This window comes from Clostridioides sp. LIBA-7602, assembly GCF_056688945.1.
On the sequence record NZ_CP196991.1, the window covers coordinates 1,779,993 to 1,805,741 of the forward strand.

The 25,749-nt window shown below is 27.5% G+C and carries 21 protein-coding genes; 18 read left to right on the forward strand and 3 right to left on the reverse strand.

Features of this window, described 5'->3' with window-relative positions:
• Positions 1–163 precede the first annotated feature (163 nt).
• Positions 164–2,047: an asparagine synthase (glutamine-hydrolyzing) gene (asnB, locus tag ACTG45_RS08505; RefSeq protein WP_479920163.1), complete on the forward strand. Its 1,884-nt coding sequence runs from the start codon at positions 164–166 to the stop codon at positions 2,045–2,047.
• Between the two features lie 118 nt (positions 2,048–2,165).
• Here asnB and ACTG45_RS08510 read toward each other — a convergent pair whose 3' ends face one another.
• Positions 2,166–3,602 (reverse strand): trypsin-like peptidase domain-containing protein, encoded by a 1,437-nt coding sequence (locus ACTG45_RS08510; protein WP_021384400.1) that lies wholly within the window; start codon positions 3,600–3,602, stop codon positions 2,166–2,168.
• Between the two features lie 330 nt (positions 3,603–3,932).
• On the opposite strand from ACTG45_RS08510, the gene ACTG45_RS08515 reads away from it, so the two are divergent.
• The 10 genes from ACTG45_RS08515 to ACTG45_RS08560 all read left to right on the forward strand — a co-directional run bounded on the left by ACTG45_RS08515 (position 3,933) and on the right by ACTG45_RS08560 (position 15,689).
• Positions 3,933–4,511 (forward strand): TerD family protein, encoded by a 579-nt coding sequence (locus ACTG45_RS08515; RefSeq protein ID WP_021384392.1) that lies wholly within the window; start codon positions 3,933–3,935, stop codon positions 4,509–4,511.
• Positions 4,512–4,547: 36 nt separating this feature from the next.
• Entirely contained in the window at positions 4,548–5,126 is a 579-nt protein-coding gene (locus ACTG45_RS08520) for a TerD family protein (RefSeq protein WP_021384408.1), read from the forward strand.
• 85 nt (positions 5,127–5,211) lie between these two features.
• Entirely contained in the window at positions 5,212–5,841 is a 630-nt protein-coding gene (locus tag ACTG45_RS08525) for a TerD family protein (RefSeq protein WP_021384403.1), read from the forward strand.
• On the forward strand, positions 5,831–8,590 hold the full coding sequence (locus tag ACTG45_RS08530) for a calcium-translocating P-type ATPase, PMCA-type (protein ID WP_479920164.1): 2,760 nt from the start codon (positions 5,831–5,833) through the stop codon (positions 8,588–8,590). The genes ACTG45_RS08525 and ACTG45_RS08530 overlap by 11 nt, the downstream gene beginning before the upstream one ends.
• An 85-nt stretch (positions 8,591–8,675) precedes the next feature.
• On the forward strand, positions 8,676–10,238 hold the full coding sequence (locus tag ACTG45_RS08535; protein ID WP_479918617.1) for a YceG family protein: 1,563 nt from the start codon (positions 8,676–8,678) through the stop codon (positions 10,236–10,238).
• Positions 10,239–11,375 carry a toxic anion resistance protein gene (locus tag ACTG45_RS08540; protein WP_479918618.1) on the forward strand — a complete coding sequence of 379 codons (1,137 nt, stop codon included), beginning with the start codon at positions 10,239–10,241 and terminating at the stop codon, positions 11,373–11,375.
• Positions 11,376–11,435: 60 nt separating this feature from the next.
• Positions 11,436–12,512: an HpcH/HpaI aldolase/citrate lyase family protein gene (locus ACTG45_RS08545; protein WP_479920165.1), complete on the forward strand. Its 1,077-nt coding sequence runs from the start codon at positions 11,436–11,438 to the stop codon at positions 12,510–12,512.
• On the forward strand, positions 12,490–13,728 hold the full coding sequence (locus ACTG45_RS08550; protein WP_479920166.1) for a phosphoribosyltransferase family protein: 1,239 nt from the start codon (positions 12,490–12,492) through the stop codon (positions 13,726–13,728). Before ACTG45_RS08545 ends, ACTG45_RS08550 begins: the two co-directional genes overlap by 23 nt.
• Before the next feature lie 53 nt (positions 13,729–13,781).
• Entirely contained in the window at positions 13,782–14,870 is a 1,089-nt protein-coding gene (locus ACTG45_RS08555) for a cysteine protease StiP family protein (RefSeq protein ID WP_479920167.1), read from the forward strand.
• Between the two features lie 27 nt (positions 14,871–14,897).
• On the forward strand, positions 14,898–15,689 hold the full coding sequence (locus tag ACTG45_RS08560; RefSeq protein WP_021384398.1) for an HAD family hydrolase: 792 nt from the start codon (positions 14,898–14,900) through the stop codon (positions 15,687–15,689).
• Positions 15,690–15,805: 116 nt separating this feature from the next.
• Here the strand turns inward: ACTG45_RS08560 and ACTG45_RS08565 are convergent, their stop codons facing one another.
• Complete coding sequence (locus ACTG45_RS08565; protein ID WP_021384394.1) at positions 15,806–16,360, reverse strand: cupin domain-containing protein; 555 nt, start codon at positions 16,358–16,360, stop codon at positions 15,806–15,808.
• A gap of 193 nt (positions 16,361–16,553) precedes the next feature.
• On the opposite strand from ACTG45_RS08565, the gene ACTG45_RS08570 reads away from it, so the two are divergent.
• The 7 genes from ACTG45_RS08570 to ACTG45_RS08600 all read left to right on the forward strand — a co-directional run bounded on the left by ACTG45_RS08570 (position 16,554) and on the right by ACTG45_RS08600 (position 25,080).
• Entirely contained in the window at positions 16,554–17,756 is a 1,203-nt protein-coding gene (locus tag ACTG45_RS08570; protein WP_021384389.1) for a DUF819 family protein, read from the forward strand.
• A gap of 58 nt (positions 17,757–17,814) precedes the next feature.
• Positions 17,815–18,795 carry a dipeptidase gene (locus tag ACTG45_RS08575; RefSeq protein ID WP_479920168.1) on the forward strand — a complete coding sequence of 327 codons (981 nt, stop codon included), beginning with the start codon at positions 17,815–17,817 and terminating at the stop codon, positions 18,793–18,795.
• 255 nt (positions 18,796–19,050) lie between these two features.
• Positions 19,051–20,004: an ABC transporter permease gene (locus tag ACTG45_RS08580; protein WP_479920169.1), complete on the forward strand. Its 954-nt coding sequence runs from the start codon at positions 19,051–19,053 to the stop codon at positions 20,002–20,004.
• On the forward strand, positions 19,994–20,950 hold the full coding sequence (locus ACTG45_RS08585; protein ID WP_021384417.1) for an iron chelate uptake ABC transporter family permease subunit: 957 nt from the start codon (positions 19,994–19,996) through the stop codon (positions 20,948–20,950). Before ACTG45_RS08580 ends, ACTG45_RS08585 begins: the two co-directional genes overlap by 11 nt.
• Positions 20,947–21,702, forward strand: coding sequence for an iron ABC transporter ATP-binding protein (locus ACTG45_RS08590; RefSeq protein ID WP_021384418.1), 756 nt, complete (start codon positions 20,947–20,949; stop codon positions 21,700–21,702). The genes ACTG45_RS08585 and ACTG45_RS08590 overlap by 4 nt, the downstream gene beginning before the upstream one ends.
• Before the next feature lie 81 nt (positions 21,703–21,783).
• A complete protein-coding gene (locus ACTG45_RS08595) occupies positions 21,784–22,752 on the forward strand; it encodes a siderophore ABC transporter substrate-binding protein (protein ID WP_479920170.1) in 969 nt (322 codons plus the stop codon).
• Between the two features lie 468 nt (positions 22,753–23,220).
• Positions 23,221–25,080, forward strand: coding sequence for a putative bifunctional diguanylate cyclase/phosphodiesterase (locus tag ACTG45_RS08600; protein ID WP_479920171.1), 1,860 nt, complete (start codon positions 23,221–23,223; stop codon positions 25,078–25,080).
• Between the two features lie 65 nt (positions 25,081–25,145).
• On the opposite strand, the gene ACTG45_RS08605 is transcribed toward ACTG45_RS08600, so the two are convergent.
• Positions 25,146–25,745, reverse strand: a complete 600-nt coding sequence (locus tag ACTG45_RS08605) for a TerD family protein (protein WP_479918625.1) — start codon at positions 25,743–25,745, stop codon at positions 25,146–25,148.
• Positions 25,746–25,749: the final 4 nt, after the last annotated feature.

Genomic DNA, 25,749 nt, shown 5'->3' on the forward strand with positions numbered 1-25,749 from the left:
CTCCTAATATAGTATTTCTAGAAATAAAAAAAATATGAAGGATTAACAAATAATTTATAAAAATTTGATAGTAATTTTCTTTTAAATTGAATAAGTTTTAAATCTAAAGACAAAACTATGAGATATAGAATAAGATTAAAAGATAGGAAGGAATTTTGATAATATGGATGGCAATATTTCAATTTATTATAAAGGAGATATATCTAAAAGAGAAGATATTAAATTTAAAAAAAAAGAGTCTATAAATAATATGAATAATGTAGACCTTGATAGTAGAAAAGAATTTAAAAATGATGAAAAAACTTTTAATTTTGATAGATTCAATGTAATAGATGTTATTTATGGAAATAAACCATTTGAAAAGGATGGAAAAGTTATTATCTTCAATGGAAATATCTATAATTGTCACGAAATAAAAGCAGAATTGGTCGAAAAAGGATATACTTTTACTACAAATGATGATATTGAAATCTTATTGACATCTTATATAGAATTTGGTAAGAATTGTGTACATAAGATAAAAGGTATGTTTAGCTTTATAATATATGATAGAGCAAGTGAAAGTATATTTGGAGCAAGAGATTTATTTGGAATAAAACCACTTTATTATATAAATAATGAAAAAGCAATACTTTTTGCCTCAGAGTATAAATTTATGCTTGAATATATAAAAAATTTAAATATAAATGAAAGAAGTTTGCAAAGTTATTTTTCATTCCAATATGTACTTCCTGAAGATACGATGATACAAGGAATAAGGTTGATACCAGCAGGTCATTATTTTAGAGTGGAAAATGGCATATTATCATTAAAAAGATATAACAAACTTGAATTTAGAAGTAGTACAAAATTTTTTTATAATAAAAATCATCTAGGAAATAGGGATGTAAATGAAGAAGAAGTAAGAAATATAATAATCGATTCAGTAAAAAGTCATATGCCAGAGAATACACCAATGGGAACATTTTTGTCTGGTGGTATAGATTCATCCATTATAACTACTTTAGCCTCACAAATTAATCCAAATATAAAATCTTTTTCTGTAGGGTTTAATGTTAAGGGATATAGTGAGCTGGAAATAGCAAAAAAAACAGCTGATAAGTTAGGCATAGAAAATATCCAGATTAATATAACACAAGATGAATATATAAAAGCATTGCCAAAAATAATTTATTCTTTGGACGACCCTGTAGCAGACCCTTCAGAAGTTGGTCTTTATTTCTTAATCAAAGAAGCAGGTAAACATGTTAAAGTGGCATTGTCTGGAGAAGGTGCAGATGAATTATTTGGAGGATATAATATATATAAGGAATACAATAATATGAAATCCATTGTAAATTCACCTACTTATATTAAAAGTGTATTAGGAAGAGTTTCAGAACTTATGCCAAACATGAAAGGAAAAAACTATTTTTATAGATCTACAACACCGCTAGAAAAAAGATATATAGGAAATGCAAAGGTTTTTGAAAATAGTGAAGTAAAAAGATTTTTTTCTAAGTACAAAGAGAAGAATATATATGAATATTTATTATATAATTTGTATAGAGATGCACAAAAAAATAATTATGATTATATAAGTAAGATGCAACATATAGATATAAATACATGGCTTCAGGGCGATATACTTCAAAAAATGAGTAAACTTTCTGCATGTGAGCAACTTGAACTTAGAGTACCGTTTCTATATAAAGATGTCTTTGATGTAGCAAAAAACTTGAGAATGGAGCAAAAGACAACCAAGAATAATACAAAAGTTTTGCTTAGAGAGGCATTTAGAGATATAGTTCCAGAACATGTTATTCAAAGAAAAAAATTAGGATTTCCAACACCAATAAGAGTTTGGTTAAAAGATTCCTTAGGAGAAATTGTAAAAGAAACTATTTCTAATTCAAATGTAGATGATTTTATAGATAAAAAATATGCAATAAACCTTTTAGATACGCATTTTAAAGGTCATAGAGATAATTCAAGAAAAATATGGACTATATTTATCTTTTGTTTGTGGTATCAATTATTTATAGAAGACAAGAATATTAAATACTAATCTTGTATTATATTTTGTTTGCGTTACATTTTAAAAATAGCTAGAATTAAATTTTTTATACATGTTATCATGGGAAATTTAGTTCTAGCTATTTTATTAAGAGTTTATTTGAATATATTTATTTTATTATCTCAATAAAATTATTGGCAAACATTTTGACAAGGTCGCTTTCTACTGCTAAATTTAAGTTTTGGCCATCATCATAACCAGCAGAAATCAACCCTAGTAAATTTCCAAACATATCTAAAAGTGCTCCACCTGAACTACCACTAGAGATTGGAGCTGTAAACTGTATCATTTGAACTGTTTCAAAATCACGAAAAGCTGAGATAATTCCATCCGAAACTGTATTAAAAAGACCTAAAGGGCTACCAATTGCAACTATTTTTTGACCTCTTACGGGTCTTTTACTAACTTTAATAGGTATTGGCTTACATTTTCTATCAACCTTTATTACAGCCAAGTCATAGTCTGTGTGATACTTTATAATTTGGTAAGATGTATAGACATTGTCATCATTTTCAAATCTAACTAAAAATGAGTAACCATCATTAACTACATGAAGATTTGTAAGTATATAACCTTCATTATTTATTACTACTCCAGAACCACTCTTGAATGGCTTGTCCTCATTATTACACACAACAATCATAACAACAGAAGATGATAACCTTGCAAGTTCTTCATAAGAAAGTTCTATTTCTTTATTTTGTATAGGCTTTTTAGATATATGATTTGTGTCAATAAATGTGCTTTCAGAGTTAGGCCTATCTGTAGAGGTGTAAGTCTTATTGGTATCTTCTTTATAGCTTATATTTGAAACATATTTTTCAAAGGGTAATTCTAATATATTTTGATTCTTTTTAGAAAGTTCAAATAGAGTAGAAAAATTTGAAATTTCAGGATATAAATCAATAATATCTTTACATGGATTTAAATATAAAATATCACATCCAAGTTGTGATAAAAAATATAAGAAAAAAAGTTCTTGTCTCTTTATATTTCCAAAGTACACTATTTTTGGAGAAATATTAGTTTTTATTTTATTATAAAATAACTTAGGTAGAAAGTATTCTATCCAACACAAAAGTTTAACAGCAAAGTTTTTAACAATAGAAGGTGTTGAATTTGGCATACTTGTAGCAAATAAATCCAGTGTATTTTTAAATGCAATCTTTTTAGTCCAATCCAGAGTATCATTTTCTATCTTACATGGAAAGTCAATATTATATAAGTTCCAACTGTTAAATTTAGCTTTATCATAAATTTTAAAAATTTTAAGCATGTTATCTATTTGTAATTTGTCAAAACTTATGTTTAAGTTGCTTAATCTAATGTAAGGAATTGTTGGATTATTAAAAAAATAATTGTCTATGTTTTTAATTTTTTCTATGTATTTATCAATTGAATCATCAACACCTATATATCTTGTAAAGTAAACTTCTTTAATGTATGAAGAACTCTTGTTTGTATATGGCATATTAGACATAAATTCAATTAGAGGTTCATTTGACTTTTTTACTAAAATCTTTAATGGTTTAATAGTACAAAGCATATTTTTTCTCCTATAAAATAAGATGATATAATCTATTATAAAACAACTTAAAACAATATAGTACAAGAATTTTGTAGTTTCAAAATAAAATATGTACTTGTTTATACAAATGATATATAATTACATATTAAACATAGATTTTACATATTTAATAAAGTATGTAAAATCTATGTAAAAAGTAAGAAATATAAACATTTTTTTAATTATATTTTAAAAATATCAAGTAAGTTTTCTTCACAAATGAATAAAAAATGATATAATATGATTAAAGAAAAAGATAAATAATTAGCAAGATTTGTTTAGCTAAAATTAACAAGGGAGCGATAAATTATGGGTATAACATTATCAAAAGGCCAAAAGGTTGATTTAACTAAAGGAAATCCAGGCCTTAAAAATATTTTAGTAGGTTTAGGATGGGATACTAACAAGTATGATGGTGGATTTGACTTTGATTTAGATACAGCAGCATTTTTAACAGGAGCAAGTGGAAGCGTTACTAATGATGGAGATTTTGTATTTTACAATAATTTAAAACATACATCTGGAGCAGTTGAACATCTAGGAGATAACAGAACTGGTGAAGGTGATGGAGATGATGAACAAATAGTTGTTGATTTATCTAAGATTCCTGCAGAAATAAGCAAGATTTCTTTTACAGTTACAATTCATGATGCAACAGAAAGAAGACAGAATTTTGGACAAGTAAGTAATTCTTATATAAGAATAGTAGATAAAGATACGAATGAAGAACTAATAAAGTATGAACTAGGAGAAGATTTTAGTATAGAAACAGCTATAGTAGTATCCGAAATATATAAGCACAATGGAGAATGGAAGTTTAATGCACTAGGCTCTGGTTTTGAAGGTGGTCTTGCTGCACTATGTGGAAACTTTGGAATAAACTTATAATTTCAATATAATAATAAACTAGAGGGGGTATTTTCCATGGCTATAGTATTAAAAAAAGGACAAAAAATTGATTTAACTAAAGGAAATCCAGGTCTTAAAAATATAAAACTTGGACTAGGTTGGGATACAAATTCATTTGATAGTGGATATGATTATGACTTAGATGTAAGTGTTTTCATGGTAGGAGAATCTCAAAGGGTTGAAAAAGATGAAGATTTTATATTCTATAATAACTTAAAACATATCTCTGGAGCAGTAGAACACTTAGGTGACAATAGAACTGGTGAAGGCGATGGAGATGATGAGGAGATATTAGTAAATTTAGATGTAATGCCAAAGCATATTCAAAAGATAGCTGTAACAGTTACAATATATGAAGCCGCTGAAAGAAGACAAAATTTTGGACAAGTAAGTAACTCATATATAAGAGTTTTAAATTCTGAAAATGACGAAGAAATATTAAGATATGACTTAGGTGAAGAATTTAGTATAGAAACTGCAATTACAGTATGTGAGATATATAAGTATAATGGAGAATGGAAGTTTAATGCAGTTGGAGCAGGATTCGAAGGTGGTTTAGAAGCACTTTGTAGAAACTATGGATTAAATGTTTAATTTGAGTAATATAATATATTAAATATAAATAACCTATACAAATAATGTATAGGTTATATTATATAAAATTTTGTGGAGGTTTAGTATGTCGATTAATTTATCAAAGGGTGATAAAATAGATTTAAAAAAATCGAACCCTGGACTGAGTAATATACTCGTAGGATTAGGATGGGACCCTGTGCAACAAACAGGTGGAGGATTTTTTAAATCTCTATTTGGTGGAGGACAAGCTGATATAGATTGTGATGCGTCTGTATTTATGCTTAATCAAGAAGGAAAATTGAGTGGAATAAAAGATTTGATTTATTTTGGAAATCTAAAAAGTGCCTGTAAGTCAGTGTTACATACAGGAGACAACTTAACTGGTGAGGGTACAGGTGATGATGAACAAATCCTAGTTAATTTGGATAAAGTTCCAGCAAATATTCACAAATTATTATTTGTAGTAAACATATATAATTGTGTGGATAGAAAACAACACTTTGGTATGATAGAAAATGCCTATATAAGAGTTGAAGACCAAAGTAATAAGAAAGAGATAGCTAAATATAATCTATCTAATAATTATTCTGAAAAAACTACTCTTATAGTAGGAGCTATATATAGAAAAGATGGAAGTTGGCAATTTAAAGCAATAGGTGAAGGAACAAAGGATGCGGGCCTTAAGGAAGTAATGCAAAATTTAGACAGGATTGAGTGTGCATATGGAATTTAATAATGATATCAAATATTATAATGTAGATAAAGAAGAGGTAACAGAAGACTTATCTGTTAACCCTGAAAAAGGTTTATCAGAATCGGAAGTCAAAGCGAGAAGAGAAAAGTATGGTTTAAATGAGTTTACACCAAAAGAAGAAGGAAGCTTTTGGGATGATTTAAAAGATAGTTTAAGTGAACCAATGATAGTTATTTTGATTATTGCAGCAGTAGTAAGTGCAGTAATTGGAGAAACTCATGATGCAATAGGGATTGTAGGAGCTATAGCAATAGGTATAGCAATAGGTATGATTACAGAGGGTCGTTCTAAGAAAGCAGCAGATGCTCTTTCTAAGTTGACTGAAAATATAGAAGTTAAAGTATTGAGAGATGGAGAAGTACATCAAATTTCTAAAAGTGAATTGGTACCAGGAGATATAGTATATGTTGAAACTGGTGACATGGTACCTGCTGATGGTAGACTTATAGAAACTATAAATCTTAAAGTTAGAGAAGATATGTTAACTGGAGAATCTGATGATGTATCTAAAAAGAGTGATGTAATAGTTTCTATGGAAGAAATAGAATCTAAAGGTGCATTAGTAGTACAAGAGCCAATACCTGCAAAACAAATAAATATGGTATTTGGTGGTACACTTGTCGCTTATGGTAGAGGAACTCTAGTTGTAACTTCAATTGGAGATAGTAGTGAAATGGGTAAAATAGCTCAAAATCTGTCAGATACAGATGAGCAAACTCCACTTCAAATAAAGCTTGGAAATTTAGGTGGATTGATAGCTAAAGTTTCTAGTGCAGTAGCAGGATTATTATTTATATTTATGGTTTTCCAAATGGTAAGTAAGAATGTATTAAATGTAGATATGTCTGGAATATTACCATTTTTAGAATCAATAGACCCTGTAAAAACAGCATTTACAGTATGTGTTGCGTTGATAGTTGCAGCAGTACCAGAAGGTCTTCCAACTATGATAAATATGACACTTGCAATAACAATGCAAAAAATGGCTAAAATAAATGCCTTAGTTACTAAAAAAGAAGCTTGTGAAACTATAGGTTCTGTTTCTGTAATATGTTCAGATAAAACTGGTACACTAACTGAAAATAGAATGACTGTAGAAGTTGCATATATTGATGGAAGATATATTGAAAGTTCAGAAGAAGAAATAAATAGTTATTTTGAAGAAAACTGTATGATAAACTCTACAGCTGATATAGAGCATAATGATGGTGAAGTTAAGTATTTGGGAAGTGCTACTGAATGTGCATTACTTTTATACTACAAAAACGTAGATTATAGACAATTTAGAAAAGATTGTAATATAGTAGCTCAAAATCCTTTTACTTCTGACTCAAAAAGAATGACTTCTATTATGGGTCAAGATAATCATCATGTACTATTATCAAAAGGAGCACCAGAAGTTTTACTTGAGCTATGTTCACATATCCAAAGAGGAAAAGACATAGTTCCAATAACTGAAAATATAAAACATGAGATTTTAGAAGAAATAAAAAAATTACAAATAAAATCAATGAGAACTTTAGGGTTTGCATATAAAGAAATCTCACAAGCTGAAGAAGAAGCAGCAGTAACTGCTGAAAGTGATGCTATGAATGTGAGTGCAATGGAAAGTAATTTAGTATTCAGTGGTTTTGTGGGTATAAGAGACCCACTTAGAAAAGATGTTATAGAGTCTGTAAATACGGCAAAAAAAGCTGGTGTTTCTGTAAAAATGCTTACAGGAGATAATATAAATACAGCAAGAGCTATAGGTGAAGAATTAGGTTTATTAAAAGGAAATATGAGAGCAGTTGAAGCCTCATATATAGATACTTTAGATGATGAAGAGTTAAAACAAGAAATACAAACTATCTCAATCGTTGCAAGAAGTAAGCCGGATAGTAAAATGAGAATAGTTACAGCTCTACAGAAGAGTGGAGATGTTGTTGCGGTAACAGGTGATGGTATAAATGATGCTCCAGCACTTTCAAAGGCAGATGTTGGTATAGCAATGGGTATCTCTGGTACAGAGGTATCTAAAAATGCAGCAGACATAATTTTAACTGATGATAGTTTTAGTACTATTGTAAAAGGTATTAAATGGGGTAGAGGAATTTATGATAACTTCCAAAGATTCGTTCAATTCCAATTAACAGTAAACGTAATTGCCTTTTTAGTGGCTATAATATCTCAGGTTATGGGACAAGAGATGCCATTTACTACAATACAATTATTATGGGTAAACATAATTATGGATGGTCCACCAGCACTAGCATTAGGTCTAGAGCCTGTTAGAAACCATGTATTAAATAGAAAGCCTGTTGATAGAAAAGCCAATATAATTTCTAAATCAATGGTGTATACAATAGTATTAAATGCAATCTATATAACAACAATACTAATGCTACAATCTACATTTAACTTCTTAGGGGTTGATGAAGCTCATAAAGGAACTGTAATGTTTGCATTGTTTGCATTTAGTGCATTATTTAATGCATTTAACTGTAGAGAATTTAATGCAGATAGTATTTTTCCAAACTTTACACATAACAAATTAGCACTACAAATAATAGTTTTAACAGGAATTGCACAAGTAATATTTACTCAGCTATTCCAAGATTTCTTTAACTCTGTAGCTATGGATGTTATGACATGGGTAAAAGTTTTATGTGTAGCAGCAAGTGTGGTTGTAGTCAATGAAGTTGTAAAATGTATAATAAGACTAGTAAAACCAAAGAAGACTGCTTAAAATAAATTTTTAGAAGATAATGGACTGACTCAAAATGTGTATTTTGAGTCAGTTCTAAATAAACATTTAAATTGGGAGGATAATTATGGGTGACTCAAAGGTATTTGAAAAAATATTCTCCAGCCAATCAGATAGAGGAAATTACACTCCTTCAAAAGGATATTTAAGTTATTTTATTTCATATATTGGTTTAGAAGATGAGATTTTGTACAATCTTGAGATATTTAAGGCAAAACAAAATATTGATAGCAAAAAAGATATTGCTTTATTTACTGATGCTATAGCAAATCCTAGTGACTTTGATATTATAAATTATTTTAAAAATGGACTTAAAAAATATAGAAACAGCATGGAAGACATAGATATAAATATTTTAGGGTTCGATGAGATTGATTATAAGCTGAAGCAAGCTATAGATAGGGTATTAAAAGAGGAAGAAAAAGAGTTTACAAACGATAGAGTTAAACAAAATTTTATAGTGAAAATAATGGCATGGATAAAAATCTATATCGGTGCTTTAGATATAAATAAAAATGAGGCTCCAAAAGTAATATTTTATGGAGATATAAAAAAACATGAAGTTTATTTACTCTTAATATTGTACTTGGCAGGCTTTGATATTTTATATCTTAACCCAAATTCAAAGAGTAATATAAATGTTTTAAACCTAGAAAAATACAAGATAGAGTTTGAAGAAGCCAATATAATAGAAGAAAAAGTTGCTTTTGAAGAAAGGGTTATCTCAGGAGAAAAAATAGACAAAGGTTCTGTAAAAAAAGCTTTTACTGTCGGGGCTGAAGCATCAAAACGTATAAGTGAAGAATTATTAAATGATGCAGGATTTATAAAACCCTGGCAACTTCAAGATAGAAAAATAAAAAATTTACTTTTAAGTTCAACTGTTGATGAAATATCAATATACTGGAATCAGCCATTAAAATTGAGACCAGGATTTAAGTTTAATGATACCACAGTAGAAGCTCCAAATTTTCTTTCTAAGATTAATGGAATATATAATGATAAAAGTGAATATATTAAGTTTTTAGATTTATTAAGAGATTCGGAAAGTTCAACATTTATTGAATTTAATGGAGATATAGATAGATTTTCAAAAGAATTTACAAGAGAAGCTTTTAGTTTGTCTTTTTTACTGAATTCAAAAGGTGTTATAGATAAAAATTCTGTATTAAATAATAAAGATTATTCCATTTCAACACTGACATTAAATCAGCAAATTATGATTTTAGAAAAAGTTGAAGAGCTATTAGAAGGAAATATGTTTTTGACTGGTCTAAGTGGAGAGGACAAGATAAAAGGTTTATTTACAGTACTTCATATGGATAAGAAGCTTGTTCATATGATGAATAATTTTGATTATTCTCTTATAAATCCAAAATTGATTATATACATGTACAAGAGTATAGTATTTGATAAAGAAATAGTTTTCCTTATGCTTTTACTAAGTAAAATTGGATTTGATATTATTATTTTATGTCCAGGAGGGGAAAATAATATAGAGAATGTTATAAATAACCAATTGATTGATGTACACAGATTAGATAAAATGGTATATGACCTTAGATTAAATTTACTTGAAGATGATATACCTTTACTTAAAAAAATTTTTGGAAAGAGGAGAAGATTTTAGATGGGGATAAATATAAATAGTTTTTCAAAAGAGAAGAATTCTGTAGAGGTTACTGACAATTTACCTACAGTTGTTCAAGAAGAAAATTTTGATATAATGGAATATACAAATAATAAAAAAAATGAACTGAGAAAGTCTAAGGAAGTTGAAGCATTGACATCTCTTATAGAAGTAGAAAATCCAGATACAATTTTGCAATTTGGGAGAAAAGCATCTGAAGGAGTAGCAAGGGTTTCTGATAGTCTTCTAAACACAATAAAATTAAATAGAAATGAAGAAAATTCTAAAATGTTGGTTCATTTAACTAAAATAATGGACAAGTTTGATTTAGATGATTTTCAAGAAACTAAGGAACCAAATTTTGTTCAAAAACTTTTCAAAAAAGCTAATAATGCCATTGAAATGATGTTTCAAAAGTATGAAACATTGGGAGGAGAAGTTGAAAAAATCCAAATTGAGCTTGAGCAATATGAGAGAGATATAGCACTTTCTAATAAGCAAATAGGCTCTATGTTAAATGAGAACTTTGAGTTTTATAATGAACTTCAAAAATATATTGTTGCTGGAGAAATGGCACTAGAAGAAATGGATAATGAAATACTACCTTTCTTTAAACAAAAATCAGAAACTAGTGGAGACCAAATGGATGTTGTTAATTATCAAGAGCTATTAAAAGTTTATGATATGTTAAATCAAAGAATCTATGATTTAAGAATAGCAGAAAATATAGCTATACAGACAATACCTATGCTTAGAGGTATGCAACATAATAATTATGGTTTAATTAGAAAAATAAACAGTGCATTCGTTGTAACTTTACCAGTATTCAAACAATGTTTATCTCAAGCTATATTACTTAAAAAACAAGAACTGCAAGCAAAATCTCTAAAAGCACTTGATGATAAAACTAATGAATTATTACTTAGAAATGCTCAAAATGTAAGTAGTCAAAGTGCACAAATAGCTAGAATGGCTGGAACGAGCTCTGTTCAAATAGAGACATTAGAAAAAATGTATACTACTATTAAGAGTGGTATAGATGAAACTATGAGAATAGAAGAAAATAATAGAGTTTTGATTAAGGATAATACAAAGAGATTAGAAGAATTAAATACAGCTATAATTTATAATAAGTAGTATATTAGGGGCTAATTTGTATAAAGTTGGCCCTTTCTATGTATATGAGGAGGCCATACATTGAAATATTTCGATTATATCTGCAAAGATGATTTGGAGAGAATTTTTTTGAAAGAGCCAGAAGATTTTAATGCTAAGACTGAAAAAGATGTGTTGAAATATGCACTAGGTGCTTTTTTATACGTTCCAGCTACTCAATATAATATGATTTATAAGAGTATTATAGGAGATGTCAAGGGAGTTAGACCATTAGCTATCTGCTTAGAAGATGCTGTTGGAGTAAACGGAGAGTTAGAGGCTATAGAAAATCTTAGATTAATTTTGAAAAATATTAGTGATGAAAGTATAATCAATAAAGATGGAATACCATTAATTTTTGTAAGAATAAAAGATGTGGAGCAGTTGTTGAGGATTAAAGATATTATAGTTAAAAATAGTTATACTATAACAGGGATATTAATTCCTAAAGCAAATTCCGAGTTAATAGAGAATTGCATAGAAGCCTTGAATTATATGAATCTTCAAGATATGTATGTTATTCCAATAATAGAGACAAGAGAATTTATATATAAGGAAAGTAAAGAACTGAGTTTTAATAGTTTGTACAATACTATTTTAAGATATAAGTCAAGAATACTTAGCATTAGAATAGGTATAACTGACGTATTGGGTATGTATGGTATAAGAAGAGACAAAAACTTTTCTATATATAACAACTTGATTTGTTCATCATTTATACTAGATATAATCACATATCTTCAAAGACCAGAGCTAGATATACCTATAAGTGGAGGCGTGTCAGAGTTTTTTGATATGACGAATGAAGAGATAAGAAGTAAGTATGTAGAAGAAATATTGTTGGATAAATTTCATGGGTTAATTGGAAAGACAGTAATTCATCCAATGCAAATTCAAATTGTACAAGCACTATCTGCCATATCATATGAGGATTTTACTGATGCCTTGGATATATCGAATAGTACAGATAGTAAATATGGCGTAAGTAAGGGTGTATTAGGAGAGAGAATGAATGAAACAAATCCACATTTTTTATGGGCTAAAAAAACATTGATTCTATCTAAAATATATGGTGTATTAAATAAAGGAGTAGACTATGAAGAATTGCTTAAATTTTAATTGTGAAATTGACATTATTGACAATCCATTAAATTTAGAATTAAATGATTTTTTAGATATAGGAATAAGAAATAATAGTAAAAGACGTTTTTTATTTATATCAAAAAAACTTGGTAAGCATCTAGCATGTAAACCAAGTGAGATGGACAATTTGGGAAAATTAATAGCCACAATTTATAATGAAAAAAATAAAGTAACATCAAATGGAACTGTTATAGCTTTTGCTGAGACTGGTACAGCTATTGGGCATAGTGTTTTTGATTACTTATGTGGAGAATATGAATTTATTCATACTACTAGAGAACAATTTGATGAGTTAGAGAATCTAGAATTTTTAGAAGAACATTCTCACGCAACAGACCAAAATCTATACTTTGGTATGCTTAGTAACTTTAAAGCTGGAGATGAAGTAATATTAGTCGATGATGAGATTACCACAGCTAATACGTGTATGAATATAATTAAGAAGGTTCAAAGTATTTATCCTAAAAAGAAATACACTATATGTTCAATACTTAATTGGGTGAGTGATGATAACTTAAGAAAAGTTGCTAATTTGGAAAAAGAGCTAGACTGTAAGATAGAATTTGTATATTTATTTAAAGGAAACTTTAAATTTGACATAAATGAAGATGTTATTTCAAATTACAATGATAATTATACTATTGATGAATCACATACTATTTCAAATGATAAAGTAAATTTAGTAGTGAATCATATTGATGTTGATTTAGAAGATTATATTGGAAGTAAGAAATATGTTAAGTATACTGGTAGATTTGGAATTAATAGAAGAGAACAATCTAGATTAAAAGAAATTGTAAAGAGAGAAAGTAAAAAAATAACTATGGACAATAAAGAATCTTTAAAAAATGAAAATGAAAAGATTCTATTTTTGGGTACTGAAGAATTTATGTATATACCTATGTTGTTTGCGAAGGAAAAAGAGAATCAATGTGATGTATACTATCATTCAACAACAAGAAGTCCAATTATTGATATCGAAAAAAATAATTATCCTATTAGAAGTAAGTTTAAGTTAAAGAGCTTTTATAATATAGATGTTCAAAATTATATTTATAATATAGATAAGCATAATTTTTCTAAATGTTATTTATTTGTAGAGTTAAATAAAAGTGAAAATTCTTATCTGGAATTTATTGATATAATTAAAAGTACAAGTATAAAAGAATTGACTATAGTATGTTGTAGCTAAATGCTTTAAGAGAATTAAAGTATATCACAGTTTTAAGATAGGAGTTGAGCCATATGGAAGATTTTAGCACATATTCTAAGGATGATGTTATCTTTTTATTAAAAGATATATCAAATTTAATTGAAGAAGAAGGAAATAAAGAGAGAGAATTAAAAATACAAAATGGTAGACATTATTCAGAAATGATACCAATAGAGTATGAAGTTAGTGAAGATTATCTTAATTTATATCATGATAAACTAGAACAAAATAAAGATAAGCTTGCGTTTTCCATAGGTGTTATGTGTGAAAAGATAATTAAAAAAAATGGGACTGATGTAGTATTAGTTTCACTTGCTAGAGCAGGTACACCTATTGGTATTTTGGCAAAGAGATATCTAAAAAATAAGTATAATCTAAATTTACCTCACTATACAATCTCTATAATAAGAGATAAAGGAATAGATATGAATGCAATTGAATATATAGTAAAGAATCATCCAAACTCAGAAATTCAATTCTTAGATGGGTGGACTGGAAAGGGAACTATATCAAAAGAACTTGAAAAAGCATGTGATGAGCTTAATGCTAAATTTAAAAAGCCTTTTGACTCAACTCTTGCTGTATTAGCTGACCCTGCTGGATATTCAGGACTTTATGGAATTAGAGAAGACTTCTTAATACCAAGTGCATGTTTAAATTCAACAGTTTCTGGATTAATAAGCAGAACTGTATTAAGAGAAGATTTAATTGGTAAAGATGATTTTCACGGAGCTAAATTCTATAAACATTTAAAAGACAAAGACGAATCTATAAATTATATAGAGACTATAGAAGCATGTTTTAAAAATCAATTTAAGAACATATCTGATGAAGTTGATAAATGGCAAAGTGATAATATAACAAAAGATGGATATTTTGATGTTTTAAATATAAAGGAAAAGTACAGTATAACAGACATTAACTTTATCAAACCAGGTGTTGGAGAAACAACAAGAGTTTTACTTAGAAGAGTTCCATATAAGATTTTAGTTAAAGACTTAAATGACAAATCTTTAGACCACATACTTATATTAGCTAAAGAGAAAAATGTTGAAGTTGAACAAATGAACTTAAAGGCTTATAAATGTTGTGGAATAATAAAAAATATGAAAGATATTTAAAAAATATATTAGACAGGAGAATACTGAATGATTGTTTTTTCAGATTTAGACAGGAGTATTATTTACTCTGATAAATTTTTAGATACTGATAAGGAATATACTAATATAGAGATTTATAGAGAAAAAGAAATATCTTATATATCTTTAGATACTATAAATCTAATAAAGCAAATACAATATTATGGTATGTTTATACCGACAACTACTAGAACAGTGGAGCAATTTAGGCGTATAGAATTTAATAAATATGGGATTCATTTTCCTTTTAGTATAACTTCAAATGGAGCAATTATACTTAAAGATAATAAAATATTAAAATCGTGGAGTGAAGAAATAGATAAATTAAAATCTAATTATGAACCTATTGAAAGTATGATTGAAAAATTTAAAGATTATTTAGATATAGAAGGAATAACTAACTTTAAAGTTGCAGAAAATACATTTTTTTATATAGTTGTGGATTTTGCAAAATTTAATTTGGATTCAATCAAAGAATATCTAAATATATTGGAATCAAAAAATTGGAAGTTCTATGTGAGTGGTAGAAAAATCTACTTTATACCAAAAGAAATCTCAAAAGAAAATGCTATAAAATACTTAACTAAAGAATTACGAATAGAGTCTTTTTATGCAATTGGAGACTCTGTTATGGACTATGGTATGCTCAATATTTCAAATAAAGCATATGTATTAAAGCATGGTGATATAAATAAAAATGAAACAGAAAACTCATTTATATCAAGTACTTTTAATGGAATGAGTGGAACTGAAGAGATACTATCTAATATTTTAGATGAAAGTTGTCTACTTAATATATAATGACAAATATATATAATTAATAAACCAGAAAAATCTGAAATAAATTAGAATAAAATTTATCATACTAATTTATTTCAGATTTTTATTAATTTATATTTAAGTGAGAATTTAATATATTAAAATGAAGGTGGAGTCATTGCCCAGACTGATATACATATATCATCGTCATAATTTTCATATACATGTGGAATGGTACTGTTAAAATAAAAACTATCTCCTTCTTCCAATACATATTCCTTATTTCCAAGTATTATCTTCATTTTTCCCTTTATTATATATCCACATTCCTCGCCTTCATGCGTTACAAATTCACTACTTTTTTTTGTATGACCATCTAGTGTAACAAGTAAAAATTCTATTTTCTTGCCAGATAAATTAGGAACAAGAAGTTCATAAAATTTTGTAGAATCATTAGTTACTATTTTTTTTCTATTGTTTTTCTTTACTATTATATTAGAGTCTTCTTTTTCAATCTCATCAAAGAAATAACCTATATTTATATCAAGAGCTTTTGATATTTTCCACATTGCTACAATTGACGGAACAACCATATTTCGCTCAATTTGACTTATTAAACCCGTACTTAAATCTGAGTTTTTTGCTAAAGTAGATATACTGATATTTTTAGATTTTCTAAGAGCTCTAATTTTGCTTCCGACATCTATATTCATTAGATACAAACCCCCTCAGACATGATTATAACATATAATTTGTAAAGAGTAGTAAAATAAAAAAAGTTTTATTATACATGTATTTTCCCTGTTTTATTGAATTTTCTGAAAAGATGAATTATAATAGTATTAATATTCAATATATTGAATATTAATATAGATATTTTAATTTAATGAAATGGAGGTAGTTAAGATGAAGAGTTTTGTAAGTCCTGATAATATTTGGGTATTATGGGCAGTTATAACTGGATGGGCAGCATTTAGTATTTATTTGGAACAAAAGTACAATTGGGCATCGAAAATATCAGGAGCAATAATAGCTCTTGTAGGAGCTATGTTACTATCAAATCTAAATATCATACCAGTAGAGTCTGTTGTGTATGACCAAGTATGGGGATATGTTGTTCCTTTAGCTATAGCTTTACTGTTATATCAATGTAACATTAAAAAGATATGGAAAGAAAGTGGAAGATTACTCGTAATATTTCTTGTAGGCTCTGTCGGAACTGTGATTGGGGCTATGGTTGGATTTTTACTATTAAAAAATGCAGTACCAGATTTAAATGTTGTTGCAGCTATGATGACAGGTTCCTATATAGGTGGAAATGTAAACTTCGCAGCCATGTCAGGAGCATTTAATGCACCTGGAGAATTGGTATCAGCAACAGTTGTAGCAGACAATCTTTTAATGGCATTATATTTCTTTGTTTTAATAGCTATCCCATCAATTGGATTTTTTAGAAAACATTTTAAACATCCACATGTAGATGAGATGGAAAGTATGGATGTAACTGAAGGAGAAACAATAGCAGCAAATTATTGGGGAAGAAAAGAAATATCTTTAAAAGATATAGCAATAGCTATTGGTAGTGCCTTTATAATCGTTGCAGTATCTGTAGAATTATCAACTTGGTTTAAAGCTATAATACCAACATCAAATCCTTTTTTAGCAATGTTAAATACTCTATTTGGTAATCAATATTTAATAATAACTACTTTGACTATGTTATTTGCTACATTTATGCCTAAATTCTTTAGTGATATAAAAGGAGCACAAGAGATAGGTACATTTTTAATCTATATATTCTTTGTGGTAGTAGGTGTTCCTGCTTCTATAACATTAATAATCCAAAAATCACCATTATTGCTTTTATATTGTGGAATAATGGTACTGATAAACATGTTAGTTACATTTATAGTTGCCAAAATATTTAAGTTTACTTTAGAAGAAGCTATTCTTGCATCTAATGCAAACATTGGTGGGCCTACAACAGCAGCAGCTATGGCAATATCAAAAGGATGGTCTAAACTAGTAGGACCAATACTTATAGTTGGAACATTTGGATATATAGTTGGCAATTATTTTGGCCTTTTAGTAGGAAATATTTTAATATAATTCTATATGAACTAAAAAGTTTATTTTAAGAAAGACTTTTATTTAACTGGAGGTTGTTATGATTTTCGATGGACATTCAGATACTTGGGCAGATGTAACAATAAGAAGACTCAACGGGGAGAAAGATGTATTTAGAAGAATTCATCTTGATAATTTTAAAAAAGCAAATATAGAAGGAGCTATTTTTGTAATATGGATAGACCCTCCATATGATAAAGAACCTGAAAAAAGAGTTAAACAAATTATAAGCTCTATAAAAGATGAAATTGAAGATATGAAAGATATTGTAAATATAGTAAAAAGATATTCTGATATAAACAAAGGTATAAGTGAAAATAAAATAAATATTTTAATTGGAATTGAAGGATTAAGTCATATTGGAAAAAATATAGATTTGATAGATTATTTTTATAAGGATGTCGGTGCAAGACATGCATCATTAACTTGGAATGAGCAAAATGAACTTGCTACAGGTTGTTTAGGAGATAAAAACAGAGGTTTAACTCAGATAGGGAAAAAAGCAGTAAATAAGATGGAAGAATTGGGAATGATAGTAGATGTATCACATTTAAATGAGAAGTCATTTTGGGATTTGATGTCTATTGTAAGTAAACCAGTAATAGCCTCTCATTCTAATGCAAGAAACTTATGTGATGCTAAAAGAAATCTTACCGATAATCAATTAAAAGAAATTTCAAAGATAGGTGGATTAGTAGGAATAAATAGTTTTAGAGGGTTTACTAATAGTAATCCAAAGAAGCAAGATTTGATACACTTAGTTGACCATATAGATTACATGGTAAATCTCATAGGTATAGAGCATGTATCTTTTGGTTTTGATTTTAGTGATTACTTAGGAGTAGAGACTATAGGTTCTTTTACTGAAAATGCCAGTATCCCAAGTGTAGATGGTCTTGAAAGTACACATACAGCACATAACATAATAATAGAACTTGAAAATAGAGGTTATAAAAAAAGAGATATAGATTTAATTTCTAGTGGTAATTTTTATAGACTCTTTAGAAATATATTAAAATAATATAATAAATAACTTAAATTTACAAAATATTTATTATATTTAATGGGAATACTTACATATTTAAATTAGCATTTATAATTTATTTTATTAAATTAAATTTTAATGTTACTAGGAGTTTCAATTCTAGTAACATTTTTTATGTAAAAAACAAATATATATACATATTGACAATGATAATTATTATTGATAAACTATAAAAGTAAAAAATGATAATAATTATCATTTTAAATGAAGAATAGTTTTTGAGGAGGGAGAATGAAAAAAAGGTATTTAGTCATAGGAATAATAATTTTGTCTTATTTTTCTTTATTTATAGGAGCCGAAGATATAAATATAATGCATATATTTGCAAAAAATCAGCATAAACTTATGATATTTATCATGAGTAGAATACCAAGATTGATAAGTATATTGATTGCAGGTGTAGGGATGAGTATAGCGGGTCTTATAATGCAACAGATAAGTAAAAATAAATTTGTATCACCTACAACAGGAGCTACAATAGATGCAGCTCAATTTGGTATAGTAATCTGTATGCTTTTAATACCAACTGCATCTATTTTTACAAAGACCATAATAGCATTTATATTTTCTCTTATAGGGACTTTTATGTTTATGAGAATAATAAGAAAGTTGCAATTTAAAAATATAATATTCGTGCCATTAGTAGGTATAATGTTTGGAAATATAATAGGCTCTATGACTGATTTTATTGCATATAAATATGATTTGAGTCAAAATGTAAGTTCTTGGATGCAAGGCGATTTTTCTATGATACTTAAAGGCAATTATGAAGTATTATATATTACAATACCTCTTATAATATTAGCATATATTTATGCAAACAAATTTACTGTTGTTGGTATGGGTATGGATTTTGCAACAAATTTAGGTCTGAGCTATAAAAAAGTTGTTAATATAGGTTTGGTAATAGTGGCACTTGTCACAGTATGTGTAGTAGTTACAGCTGGTAATATACCTTTTATAGGTCTAATAGTTCCAAATATTGTGTCCTTATATATGGGAGATAATATAAGAGCGAACATATGGTATACTGGTTTATTTGGAGCTATATTTGTGCTTATATGTGATATTTTTGGAAGAATAGTTATTTATCCATATGAAATATCTATAGGACTTACAGTTGGAGTTATAGGAAGTATGCTATTCCTTTATTTAATACTAAGGAGGAATATAAATGAAGCTTAGTCTTAATCAAAAAATTTATTTTATTAGCACATTATTATTAATATCAATAGCACTTTTTATAATTTATGGTATAGACATGAATAATGTAGATTATGCACTATCACAGAGGATACCAAAGATACTTGCTATGATATTAGGTGGAGGATGTATAGCATTTACCACTGTAGTGTTTCAAACAATTACAAATAATCAAATATTGACACCAAGTGTACTGGGATTGGATTCATTGTATGTAATGATTCAAACTATAATAGTATTCATATTTGGCTCAACTAGTAGTTTAATTATTAATGAGAATTATAATTTTATTATTAATGTTACTATGATGATTGGAGCTTCAATGTTATTATATAAGACATTGTTTGAGAAAAATAAACATAATATTTTCTTTTTAGTCCTAGTAGGGATGATATTTGGAACATTATTTAAAAGTGCAACAACATTTATCCAAGTAATGATAGACCCAAATGAATTTCTAGCTTTACAAACTAGCATAATGGCAAGTTTAAATAATATAAATACTAATGTACTTTTAATAGCATTTATAATAATTATTGCCATAATACCTTTTATATATGACGAAATAAAGTATTTGGATGTATTATCTTTAGGTAGAGAGCAGGCAATTAATTTAGGTGTAGATTTTGATAAAGTAGTTAAAAAGATGATAATACTAATAGCAATTTTAGTTTCAATATCAACAGCACTTATTGGTCCAATGACATTTTTAGGACTTTTGCTTGCCAATATAACTAGAGAAATTTTTAAAACGTATAAGCATACATATTTAATTTTTGGTTCCATGTTGATAGGAATGATTACATTAATAATTGGTCAATTTTTTATACAGCATGTATTTAAATTTGATACTACTTTAAGTGTAGTAATAAATTTTATAGGAGGAATTTACTTTATTCAGTTATTGTTAAAGGGGGCAAATAGGTGATAGAGATAAGAAATATATTTAAAAAATATAAGAATAAAAATGTTGTAGAGGATGTCTCTTTTAATATAGAAAAGGGAAAAATAACATCTTTTATAGGGCCAAATGGAGCTGGGAAAAGTACTGTATTATCAATAGTAACAAGGCTTATAGGAGGTGATAGTGGAGAGGTAATAATAGAAGGAAAGAGCTTAACTAGTTACAGCAACAAAGAATTAGCCAAAAAAATAGCTATTCTTAAACAATCTAATAATATAACTTTAAGACTCACAATAAGGGAACTGGTTGGATTTGGAAGGTTTCCATACAGTGAAGGAAACCTAACTAAAGAGGATGAAAAGTATATTGATGAAGCGATAGAATATATGAAATTGACTGATATACAACATAAGTATCTAGATGAATTGAGTGGAGGACAAAGACAAAGAGCTTATATAGCAATGGTAATAGCTCAAGATACAGAGTACATATTGCTTGATGAACCACTTAATAATTTAGATATGAATCATTCAGTTCAAATGATGAAAGTGCTTAGAGGTCTTTGTGATGACCTAGATAAGACTATAGTATTAGTAATGCACGATATAAACTTTGCATCATGTTATTCAGATAATATAGTTGCATTAAAAAATGGAAAAATTGAGAAAGTAGGTCGTACAGACGAGATAGTCAATGAAAAAGTTTTAGAAGATATTTACGAAATGAGCTTTAATATTAAACATATAAATGGAAATCGAATCTGTATTTATTTCTAAATTATGATATATAAAAATAAATAAACCTTATAATAAATTCAAATTAAAATAGAGATTAACAAGAAAGAGGGAGATATCATCATGAATAAAAAAGTAGCGATAGTAGCCGCAGTAGCCATAGTAGGATTAGTGACAGTATTTGCATTAGGTGGAGGTAAAAAAAATGAGCCTAAGACATTAGAAAATTCAAATGATACTATAAAGATAACTCATAGCTTGGGAGAAACAGATGTAAAGTTAAACCCTAAGAAAGTGGTAGTATTTGATTATTCAGCTCTAGATACAATGGATGCATTAGGTGTAGGGGAGAATTTAGTAGGGCTTCCAAAGTCAAGCTTACCAACATCTTTAGAAAAATATAAGGATGAAAAGTATGCAGATTTAGGAGGGTTGAAAGAGCCAGATTTAGAAGGTATAAAGTCAGCAAATCCAGATTTAATTATAATAAATGGAAGACAAGAAGATTTTTATGAGCAATTATCAAAAATAGCACCAACAATAAGTACAAGTAAAGATGATAAGAAGTATTTGGATTCTGTTAAAAATAATATAGATAAAATAGGAAAAATATTTGGAGTAGAAGAAAAAGCTAATCAAGAATTTAGTAAAATTGAAAAAAAGATAGAGGCTCTAAATAAAAAAGTAACAGAAAAAAACTTAAATGCTTTAACGCTAATGGTGAATGAAGGTAATTTAAGTGTATTTGGTGAAGAATCAAGATTTAGTGTATTATACAAGAGTTTTGGATTTGAAAATAAAGATAAAAATATAAAAGAATCAAGTCATGGTCAAAACATTACTTTTGAGTATATAGCAAAACAAAATCCAAAAGTTATGTTTGTTATAGATAGAGGAATAGCTACAGGTAGTGATGTAAAAGCAGGCTCAACAGCAAAAGCTGTTTTAAACAATGATGTAATAAAATCTATGGATGCATATAAAAATGATAACATAATATATTTAGATTCGCCAACATGGTATGTAAATGATGGAGGTCTAACTTCTTTAAATAAAATGATAGATGATGCGTCACAAGCAGTTAATAAATAAGTCTATTATTTACGATGAACATGTTTTATTTATTGCTATTTAATCAGCCACTTAAAGTGGCTGATTTTTTATAGTTTAAATAATAATGTGAATTATAATAATATAAATATATTCAAAATATAATAAAATACAAAGTTATACTAGACAAAAAGAATAATTTTTAAATATAATTGAATTATATAGATATATAGGTTGTCGCAATTATATAATTTTAAGCAGAGTTTTATAACTAAAAGTAATATAAACTGTATCTAAAAAAAGAGTGATTTCTATAAAAACGTTTTTGTAAATAGATATAATACTAAAAATAAACTATGTAAAATAAGCATTTCTATATCTTAATTGTATAGAAATTTTTATTGGAATTTCATGCTTCTTATTTGAAAAAATGATTATACACAACTTTGTTGAGTTGATTATAAAGAATATCTAATACATGAAAAACTACATAGAGGATAGGGGTATTTTATGAAGAGAGTTTTGAGGGTAACTATCTTAGTCTTATTTATTTTATTAATTTCTATAAGCTCCATTTCGATTAAATTGATTCGTAATATTGCGGACTATGGAAAACTAATTAATTATGTTGGTATCGTCCGTGGAGCGAGTCAACGTTTAAGCAAATTAGAGATGGACAATCAACCAAATGATGAGTTAATCGACTATATAGATGGAATTTTACATGAATTAATTACAGGGGATGGAAAGTACGGTTTGGTAGTTACCGATTGCAAAACATATAACGATTATTTATTTTTACTAGAAAAAAAGTGGAAAGATTTAAATAGTGAAATAGAAAAAGTAAGAATGAATGAAGAAAACAATCATTTATTAGACACAAGTGAAGACTTTTTTTATCTTGCAAATAATACAGTGTTTGAAATAGAAAATTTTTCTAAAGAGAAAAGTGATTATCTAATGACTTTAATAATCATTATATCTATTATAGGTATGTTAGCATGGATTATATTGATTATACAATACAATAGAAAATTGATTAGTTTGGAAAAATTAAATGTAGATTTAAAAAACATTGCGTATAAAGATGAGCTCACAGGAGCAAATACTATAGAAAAGTTTAAGCTAGATGCAAATCAAAATATTTATAAGTATAAAGACAAGAAATTTGCTGTATTCTATATTGATTTTGAAAATTTTAAATACATTAATGACATATTTGGATATGATTATGGTGATATGATATTAAAACGATATGCTAATCTTATGATGAATGATATTGGAAAATATGAGATATTTGCAAGGGAAATTGCAGATAGATTTATTGCTTTAAGGTGCTATGTGGATAAGGCAGACTTAGTGATACGACAACGAGTTGTAGATGAGAAACTGATTAATATTACGAACGAAATTAAAAACAAATATAACATTACGATTGTCAGTGGAATTTGTTGTATTGAAGATGTAATTGAAAAACTAAACATAGATGATTTAATAAATAGAGCAAACTTTGCACAAAAAACTGTTAAAAATAAACCAGGTACTAATTATGCTTTTTACAATGAAAATATTCGTAAAAAAATGATTGAAGAAAATACAATCAAAAGTAGAATACATGAAGCCATTGAAAATAAAGAATTTATAGTTTATTTTCAACCCAAAGTTAATTTACATAATCAAAAGATAGATTGTGCAGAAGCTTTAGTACGTTGGTTGACTCCAGATAAAGGTATCATATCTCCTGCAATATTTATTCCAATACTGGAAAAGGATTTTTTTATTGGTTTGGTAGACAAGTATGTTTTTGAAGAAGTTTGTAGATGGATTAGAAAGAGATTAGATGAAAATAAACCATTTGTTCAAATATCAGTTAATGTTTCTAGAATACAGTTTTATAATACCAACTTTGTGGAAACTTATTCAGAGATAAAAAAGAAATATAATATACCTCAAAACACTATAGAAATTGAATTTACTGAGAGTGTTGCTTTTGAGAATCAAGAACACTTTTTGGAAATTATACATGACTTACATAAAAATGGATTTACTTGCTCTTTAGATGATTTTGGAAAAGGGTATTCATCTTTGGGTGTCTTAAAAGATTTACCATTTGATGTTTTAAAACTTGATTCTATGTTTTTTAATGCTAGCTTAGACAAAGATAAAGAAAAAACAGTAATAAAAAATATTATACATATGCTAAAAGAATTGAATATTACAACAGTTGCAGAAGGTATTGAATGTAAGGAACAAGTTGAATTTCTAAAAGATGTTGGATGTGATTTAGTACAGGGATTTGTATTTTATAGACCAATGCCCATGTTAGAATTTGAAGAAATATTGGATAAAGAATTTGTTCATAATAGTTAGAAAGTAAATAATTATAAAAAAAAGAGACTGTGAGTGAATTTACTCATAGTCTCTTGATAATGTACTTATTTTCTTCCTGCAACCCATTTTAAGCCCCAATGAAACTCATTGTCCATTTCTTTATGGCCTTTAAAGTATTTAATGACTTTTTCAACACTGAATGTCTCATCATTTACATTTTCTATCAATGCTATTGAACACATGTTATAGCCATTTTTATGTTCATCAAGTTTAACAACTAAATCTGAATCTTGTTTTTGTTTGATTGTTACAATTCCATCAGCCTCAGACCAATTAGCTACACCTTCATAGATAAAAGCATAAATAAGTATTCTCTTTATTTCTTTTATTTTATTACCATTTATTCTTATATTTTCTCCTTGTGTATTGCTACCTGTTCTGTCATCTCCATCTAATTGAGCAAAAGGGGGATTCTCTAAACTACCAAAAGAATTACCTAATGCTTGTACAGCACCTTTTACACCATTTTTCATTTCAAACAGGCAACCTAAATCTAAATCTATATTACTGCTTTTTAGAGAGCCAAAAAAACCTTTTTTTTGTATTTTTTGATTCCAATTTAAATTAACTAAGATTTCACCTAAATCACTATTTTCTTTTTTTGTAAGGTTTATTTTTTGTCCCTTTTTTAATTCTATAGCCATAGTA

Excerpts from the sequence above, each read along its gene's own strand:
- ACTG45_RS08515 (WP_021384392.1), top strand. The coding sequence starts at position 3,933 with ATGGGTATAACATTATCAAAAGGCCAAAAGGTTGATTTAACTAAAGGA.
- ACTG45_RS08535 (WP_479918617.1), top strand. The coding sequence starts at position 8,676 with ATGGGTGACTCAAAGGTATTTGAAAAAATATTCTCCAGCCAATCAGAT.
- ACTG45_RS08555 (WP_479920167.1), top strand. The coding sequence starts at position 13,782 with ATGGAAGATTTTAGCACATATTCTAAGGATGATGTTATCTTTTTATTA.
- ACTG45_RS08600 (WP_479920171.1), top strand. The coding sequence starts at position 23,221 with ATGAAGAGAGTTTTGAGGGTAACTATCTTAGTCTTATTTATTTTATTA.
- ACTG45_RS08540 (WP_479918618.1), top strand. The coding sequence starts at position 10,239 with ATGGGGATAAATATAAATAGTTTTTCAAAAGAGAAGAATTCTGTAGAG.
- ACTG45_RS08570 (WP_021384389.1), top strand. The coding sequence starts at position 16,554 with ATGAAGAGTTTTGTAAGTCCTGATAATATTTGGGTATTATGGGCAGTT.
- asnB (WP_479920163.1), top strand. The coding sequence starts at position 164 with ATGGATGGCAATATTTCAATTTATTATAAAGGAGATATATCTAAAAGA.
- ACTG45_RS08550 (WP_479920166.1), top strand. The coding sequence starts at position 12,490 with ATGAAGAATTGCTTAAATTTTAATTGTGAAATTGACATTATTGACAAT.
- ACTG45_RS08560 (WP_021384398.1), top strand. The coding sequence starts at position 14,898 with ATGATTGTTTTTTCAGATTTAGACAGGAGTATTATTTACTCTGATAAA.
- ACTG45_RS08575 (WP_479920168.1), top strand. The coding sequence starts at position 17,815 with ATGATTTTCGATGGACATTCAGATACTTGGGCAGATGTAACAATAAGA.
- ACTG45_RS08595 (WP_479920170.1), top strand. The coding sequence starts at position 21,784 with ATGAATAAAAAAGTAGCGATAGTAGCCGCAGTAGCCATAGTAGGATTA.
- ACTG45_RS08510 (WP_021384400.1), bottom strand. The coding sequence starts at position 3,602 with ATGCTTTGTACTATTAAACCATTAAAGATTTTAGTAAAAAAGTCAAAT.
- ACTG45_RS08605 (WP_479918625.1), bottom strand. The coding sequence starts at position 25,745 with ATGGCTATAGAATTAAAAAAGGGACAAAAAATAAACCTTACAAAAAAA.
- ACTG45_RS08565 (WP_021384394.1), bottom strand. The coding sequence starts at position 16,360 with ATGAATATAGATGTCGGAAGCAAAATTAGAGCTCTTAGAAAATCTAAA.
- ACTG45_RS08585 (WP_021384417.1), top strand. The coding sequence starts at position 19,994 with ATGAAGCTTAGTCTTAATCAAAAAATTTATTTTATTAGCACATTATTA.
- ACTG45_RS08525 (WP_021384403.1), top strand. The coding sequence starts at position 5,212 with ATGTCGATTAATTTATCAAAGGGTGATAAAATAGATTTAAAAAAATCG.
- ACTG45_RS08520 (WP_021384408.1), top strand. The coding sequence starts at position 4,548 with ATGGCTATAGTATTAAAAAAAGGACAAAAAATTGATTTAACTAAAGGA.
- ACTG45_RS08530 (WP_479920164.1), top strand. The coding sequence starts at position 5,831 with ATGGAATTTAATAATGATATCAAATATTATAATGTAGATAAAGAAGAG.
- ACTG45_RS08580 (WP_479920169.1), top strand. The coding sequence starts at position 19,051 with ATGAAAAAAAGGTATTTAGTCATAGGAATAATAATTTTGTCTTATTTT.